Origin of the sequence: Rhodococcus sp. T7 (assembly GCF_009872365.1) — a bacterium.
In the GTDB taxonomy this organism is placed as follows: Bacteria; Actinomycetota; Actinomycetes; order Mycobacteriales; family Mycobacteriaceae; genus Rhodococcus_F.
The window spans coordinates 1-7,148 of the sequence record NZ_WXYH01000115.1; the positions used below are offsets into that span (position 1 = coordinate 1).

The following is a 7,148-nucleotide window of genomic DNA, read 5'->3' on the forward strand; positions in this document are numbered from 1 at the left end:
GGTGTACAACGTCGTCGCGTGATGCCTCGTCGGTGAGTCAGGCAGTCAAGGCTGGTGTCACCACCTCCAGGGACTTGACCACTTCGGGCTACGAGGGAGCCGGTCTTCGAATGAGAGCTCGCTCAACCTGAATTCACCGATTCGCTGACCTGATCACTGCGAGTTTCGTTGGGCGGCATGGGACGGTGTGTGGGCGTGGTTGATCGTCCGACCTCTCGTGTCGGGTTGTTCCACTGGGGCTTTCGAGTCGAGGGCGGGCAGGTGCCCTGGGCGTTAGGCGACGATCGGGCGATTGCGACCGAAGGTGTTGTCGAACAAGTTGTGCCACGCTGTTTCCCACGGCCAGTTCTGCGGAAGGTGCAGCGTCAACCGTCTCGCGGAGGAGGCGATGCGGGCGGGGACCGAGACGAGGGTGCGCCGGAGGGTGCCGGTGGTCGCCCTCGTCAGCTTCGGATCGCCGGTGAGGGTGCCGGCGGCACGGGTGAGGTTGAACGCCATCACCGCGCAGACCAGCCAGGCCGCGTTCGCCGGAAACGAGTTCGACGGGAGATGCGCGAGGGCGGAGTTCTTCAGGTCCGCATGCACCTGCTCGATGACCGCGTGCTGACGGTGGGTCTTGTCGGCCGCGACGGTATCGAGATCGTCGGGGTCGGTGGTGGTGAAGAAAGCATGGAACCGCCAGATATCGAACAACGTGCCCTGCCCCTGGTCCTTGGGCGGTCGCAGGTCGGGGATGCGCCGCACGACCAACCGCCCGGGGATCTGGTGGGCCTTCTTCTGGGAGGCGAACGCGGTGAACTCGATCTCCGCGACCTCGGCCCGCGAGATCCAGGTGTCGGTGTCCTCGTAGTAGAGGGCGTCGGTGTATTCGATCGGCGTCCACGCGGACTCGTCGGGGTCGATGGAGGCGATCGCCCGTTTGATGGTGGAGGTCAGGCGGACGGTGACCGAGACGTCGGCTCCGGCGCGGATCGCCGCCCCAACGGTGGGATGGCCGTAGAAGGCGGAATCGCCGCGAACCAGAACCTTCGGCGCGCCGTTGCCTCTGGTCCCTGCAGCCTGGGTGCGCAGCCGGTCGACGGTGGCCAGGGCGTCGGCGACCATCCGGGCGGCCCCGCGTGCGGAGCCGCAGGCTCCTCGGCGCAGGCGCTGTCCGAGGATCACCGGCGCAGCGGTCTCGGTGGTGACGGTGGCGATGAGGGCGTTCAGTCCGCGCACCCCGGAGTAGCCGTAGCCGGAGCCCTGTTTGCCGTGGCCGTGGACCTCGATGATCGAATCGTCAATATCGACCAGCACCCGCCCAGTGTCGATCCCCGACACCAGCGGGGTCTTCGCGGCGAGGTTGCCCAGGAACCGCGACGCGACGGCGTCGAGTTGCCGGACGTGCCCGAAGCTGAACTGGCGAAGGAACGATCCCAGCGTCGACGGCGCATACGGGCGGTCGAAGACCGTCCCCATCGCGCCGTGCCGCAGGATCGCCAGGTCAGCGATGCTGTCGGCGCCGGCGACCATCCCACCGACCAGGGACCCGATCTTGCGGCCCGAGTTGGCGCCCTTGTCGGTCGGCACGCTCAGGTGCTGGCCGGCGAGGGTGAGCAGGCCACTGGCCTGCGCCAACGCCATCACCGGGACCACTCCCGCGGTCGCCACGAGATTCGGATCGTCGAACGTCGCCGCAGCGACGGGTCGGGTGTGAGATAGTTGCATCTACGAAATGCCCTTCGGTGTGGCTGAATCTGACCCTAGAGAAGTCTTATTCTTCCACTACGACAGGGCATTTCGCCTTTATGACACCCTCAGGAACTCATGCGAATCGGTGCATCGAGGCTCAACCACCAAGCGAATTAGCGAGAACTGGCCATGAGTCCTTCAGATCGTCCTCCCAGTAACCCCATGAGTGGCTTCCCGTCTCACGAAAATTGTACGTCGCCGGAATCGCCAGGTCATTCAACCTGTTAGCCAGATTATGCGTGCAATAGTTGGTTGCCGACTCGATTATCCCGCCGGTGACTATCTGGTTGGCCAGAACGTCGGGTTGTCCGTTGATATCCGAATTATCAAGAGTGTCATGAGGCCCTGGGAGGCCGCTTCCGGTCGAAATATAGAGGTCGAGTCCTCGCAACCCCTCAGCGTGGACATAGGGGTCATTCGCCGCCCAGGCTGGGTCGTTCGCGGGCCCCCACATGTTCTCGGTATTGCCCTTACCCCAGGTCTCAACAGTCAGCTTGACGAACTGCTGGCCGATCGGATCGCTGGTCTGAGCGCACCCACTATAAGCGGCAACTCCGCGATAGAGACCTTTAGAGTTGATTGCGAGTTGCAGCACCGAGGTGCCAGACGAAGAAATTCCGGCGAGCGAGTTAACCCCGTTCGTGCCCAATGCGGCATCGACAACTGGCGGCAACTCCTTTGTAAGGAAGGTTTCCCACTTGTTTGCACCCAGAACCGGGTCGTCCTGCTTCCAGTCCGTGTAGTAACTCCACTTGCCGCCTACCGGAATCACCACGTTCACGTTCTTGTCGGAAAAAAACTTCATCGCGTCGGTTTTCGACCACCATGCTGCCGAGTCCTCGCCCCCGCCTGCTCCGTTAAGCAGGTACAGCGTGGAGCGGGGCACACTGGTGTCCTTTGGCCGAGAGACGATGACTGGAATTTCACGATCCATCGCCGTTGAATGCACGTACAGCGCAGCCACTTGAACTCCACCCAGGGTCATGCTCTCGATGCGTGTCAGCGTCGAGCCATCCGCCGCGGCAGCTCGAGCGATTGGCTCGTCAGAATCGAGGACGGGATCCGCCGAGGCCGTGTACCCACCATGAATCGACTGCAGAGCCATCACAGTCACGGCAAGAGCCGCGATCTTCCCACTCATCGTCGCTGCACTTTGCCGAAGTCGACGCATAGATTCTTCCACCTTCATTCTCGAATGGGAGCCTTGTTACTTGAGTGAACTATTAGCTGATACCTCTGCCAAACCCACCAGATCAGATGTCGGTTTCACCAGTAGATTCGTTACTACGCCAGGTGTCGGACATGCCGTGGGTTAGGTACTCGTTGAGGATTGGCCCGATGACCGCCAACGACTCCGGCGCCATCATCTCACCATGCACAAACGGTACCGCCTGACCCTGGACCGTACCCGTGATGTGGGGCCGCCAATCCTCACTTGGCTTGGCACCAGAGGGCCCCTCGCTCACTCCGCTGAAGAACAGCAGGTCCCCACGAAACGTTGAAGGGCGATGATTCCGGATGAGTTCCGGGGTCCTCATGGTGGCAGTAAAGATTGTCTGGACTCGTTCGACCGTCAAGGAGGCCTCGCCACCATTTACCGCGTCCAGCAGTTGTTGTGCACGTTCCACCGACAAGTCGAGGTCTTCACCTTCGTTGATGTTCAGTCCGAGCGTGCGCAGGACATCCCGAAACTCTGTCTCCCACAACTCGCGATCCACCATGTTCAGGATCGCATCGATGAGAACAAGCGACTCGACCTCCTCCCCCTGCGATTGCAGATGAACGGCGACCGCATGTGCCACCACTCCACCAAGTGACCAACCCAAGATTCGATAGGGTCCGTGCGGCTGCACGCGCCGGATCTCGGCAGAGTAGCGGGCAGCCATTTCCTGGATGGATTCTGCCAGCGGACTGTCCTCCGTAATGGCTGGCAACTGCAATCCAAAAACTGATTGTTCCGGGTCCAGGTACTGACTCAGTCCGCTATAGCACCAAGAAAGCCCAAGCATCGGGTGCATACAGAACAACGGCCGACTGCCAGAACCCCCAGACAGCGGTAGCAAGACTTGCAGTGCAGCATCGCGGTCAGTATCGCCGGCCTCCGCCTCCGAGTCAGTGATCCTGTCCGCAAGGCCACCCACGCTGGGATATGTGAACAGCAACCGAACCGGCACCGCAATACCCAACGCCGCACCCAACCGCGTCGCCACCTGCGTCGCGATCAACGAGTTGCCACCCAACTCGAAGAAATCATCATCCAAACCGATGCGCTCGACCCCGAGTACCTCGGCGAAGGTCGCAGCGACGGTCTTCTCGACCGGCGTCGACGGTGCCCGAAACACCCGCGCGACGAATTCGGGCGCCGGCAACGCCTTCCGATCCAACTTCCCGTTCGCGGTCAAAGGCAGTGCGTCCAGGGCGACGAATGCCGCCGGCACCATGTACGAGGGCAACGACTGACCCGCCAGCGACTTCAGCTCGGCGACGTCGACAACCCTACCCGTTGACGGCACGGCATACGCCACCAACTGGTCTCCGGCACGAGAGTCGCTCCGCACGATCACCACTACCTGCGAGACCGACGTATGGCTGGCCAATACCGCCTCGATCTCACCCAACTCGATTCGGAAACCACGCACCTTCACTTGGAAATCCGTGCGCCCGACGTACTCGAGCTCTCCGTCCACACGCCAGGAGACCAGGTCCCCCGTCCGATACAACCGCTCACCGGAGTCGCCGAAAGGATTCGCCACGAACCTCTCCGCCGTTAGATCCGCACGCCCGACGTATCCGCGCGCCAATTGTGCACCCGCCAGATACAACTCACCCGCAATACCCACCGGCACCGGGTGCAACCGCGAATCCAGCACGTAGGCCTGCGTGTTCCACTCCGGCACACCGATCGGAACTGTTACCGTATCCGCGTCGAGCACGTCGTGCGCGGTCACCGACACCGCAGCCTCCGTCGGACCGTACAGGTTGACCAACTGCACCCGACCCGAGCGGCGCAACCGCGCGGCTGTAGCCGCCGGCAACGCCTCACCGATCGCGAGGACTGTACGCAACGACTCCGGCAGCCCTACTATCCAAGCGTCGGTCAGCAACGCGTCGAGCATCGACGGCACAACGTGCAAGACCGTCACAGCGTGCGCACGCATCAATTCATTGAGATACCCCGGATCACGATGCCCCTCCGGGGCCGCGATGACTACCCGCGCACCCGAGACCAGCGCCGACCAGAACTCCCATACCGACAGATCGAAGGTGGCCGCCGTCTTCAGCAACACCGCATCCGCCTCCCCCAGCTCGTATCGCGCTCGTTTCCACTCAAGCTGATTCACGATCGCACCGTGACTGACTGCCACCCCCTTCGGACGACCCGTCGACCCCGACGTAAAGATCACATACGCCGTGTTCTGCGCGCACAAAGGCGAAACTCGCTCCTCTGAACGAACCGGAGCCGCGGACAGACCGGACGCATCCAGTACGTCGATGTGCACCACCGGAACCGAGACAGACCCCTGCCCTGAGAGCGCGAAACTATCCCGCGATGTCGACAACACGCACACCGGAAGCGCCGTGTCGAGAACATGTTCGATTCGCTCGACCGGCTGATCCGGATCGAGCGGCACATACGCCCCACCCGCCTTAGCGACCGCGTACATACCAACCAGCAACTCGGTCGACCGGCGAATCGCCAACCCCACCAGCGACTCCGGACCAACACCTATCGAAATCAGATGACGCGCCAAACTATTGACCCGCGCATCCAACTCCGCATACGTCATACGTTCATCCTCGAACACCACCGCCACCGAGTCCGGCGACGCCGACACCTGCGCATCGAACAAATCCACCAACGTGCCCGCACCCGCAACCTCATGCCTCGTCGCGTTCGCCCCCTCGAGCACTAATACGCGTTCGGGCGCGTCGAGAATATCGATATCCCCCACCACGACCGACGGATCATTGACCACCGCCTCGAGGATCCGCACGAACCGCTCGACGAAGCCCACCACCGTGGATTCGTCGAACAAATCGGTGGCGTACGTGAAGAAGCCGCCGAGGCCCGCAGCTCTACCCTCGTCGTCATACCGGTCGGCCACGATCAAATGCAGGTCAAACTGCGAGATCTGCGTGTCCGCATCGACCGCCCACACCCTCAGTCCCGGCAACTCGAATTGCGTCGACGCCAAATTCTGGAACGACAAACCCACCTGGAACAACGGATGCCGCGCTGTCGATCGGACCGGATTGAGCGCCTCCACCAACCGCTCGAACGGCACATCTGCATGCGCGAACGCAGACAAATCAGTCTCCCGCGCGCGAGCCAGAAGGTCATCGAACCCACATCCGGAGTCAACCTGAGTCCGGAACACCACCGTGTTCACGAACATCCCGATCAGATCATCGAGTACCTGCTCACCACGACCCGCAATCGGAGTGCCGATCGCAATGTCATCCGTACCCGACAACCGAGACAACAACACCGCCAACCCGGTGTGCACCACCATGAACAAGGTCGAATTATGCGCACGCGCAACATCCAACAAGCCCTGATGTAAGCGTGCATCGACCTCGAATCCTGCGCGTCCGCCCCGCAACGACTGATTGACTGGTCGCGGACGATCCATCGGCAAATCCAACTGATCCGGCAACCCCGCCAACGCCGACTTCCAGTACCGGATCTGCTGCGAGATCAACGACGCCGGATCATCCTCCGACCCCAACACCTCACGCTGCCACAACGCAAAATCCGCATACTGCACCTCGAGCGGCGCCCACCCCGGCACCTCCCCCCGCACCCGAGCCGCATACGCCACCATCACATCCCGCGTCAACGGACCCATCGAAAAACCATCCGCACTGATGTGATGCACCACCAACGCCAACACGAACTCGTCCTCGGCGACCCGGAACAACGCGGCCCGCACCGGCACCCCCGCCGTCACATCGAACCCAGCCGACACCAGGTCCACCACCCGACCCAGCACCTGATCCTCAGCCACCACGACCGGCGTCAAATCCGGAACAACCTCCGCCGCAGAAACTATCTCCTGCACCGGACCATCAACAGTCTCCGGATACACCGTCCGCAACGCCTCATGCCGGCCGACGACGTCGCCAACAGCCGCCCGCAACGCCGCAACATCGAGCACACCAACAAGACGGATCGCGACCGGAATGTTATATGCAGCCGACTCCGGCTCGAACCGGTTCAAAAACCACATCCGAGACTGCGCCAACGACAACGGCACCCGCCCCGAACGCTCCCGCGCCACCAACGGCACCCGACCACCAGCACCCGCATGCGACTCCACCCGCGCCGCCAACCCATGCACCGTCGACGCCTCGAAGATGGTGCGCACCGGCACCTGCGCATCCAACGCCGCACCCAACCGCGACACCACCTGCGT

General features: G+C 62.3%; 3 protein-coding genes. All 3 read right to left on the reverse strand.

Translation table 11 applies throughout. The annotated features are described in order from the left end of the window. Window positions 1–273 precede the first annotated feature (273 nt). The gene (locus MLGJGCBP_RS14760) at window positions 274–1,707 is read right to left on the reverse strand and encodes an IS1380 family transposase (RefSeq protein WP_160096480.1); all 1,434 of its coding nucleotides are present in this window, start codon (window positions 1,705–1,707) and stop codon (window positions 274–276) included. Window positions 1,708–1,828: 121 nt separating this feature from the next. Further along, entirely contained in the window at window positions 1,829–2,872 is a 1,044-nt protein-coding gene (locus tag MLGJGCBP_RS14765; protein ID WP_442972101.1) for an alpha/beta hydrolase, read from the reverse strand. Window positions 2,873–2,984: 112 nt separating this feature from the next. Beyond that, the coding region (locus MLGJGCBP_RS14770) for a non-ribosomal peptide synthetase (protein ID WP_160096484.1) at window positions 2,985–7,148 on the reverse strand (4,164 nt) is incomplete at its 5' end.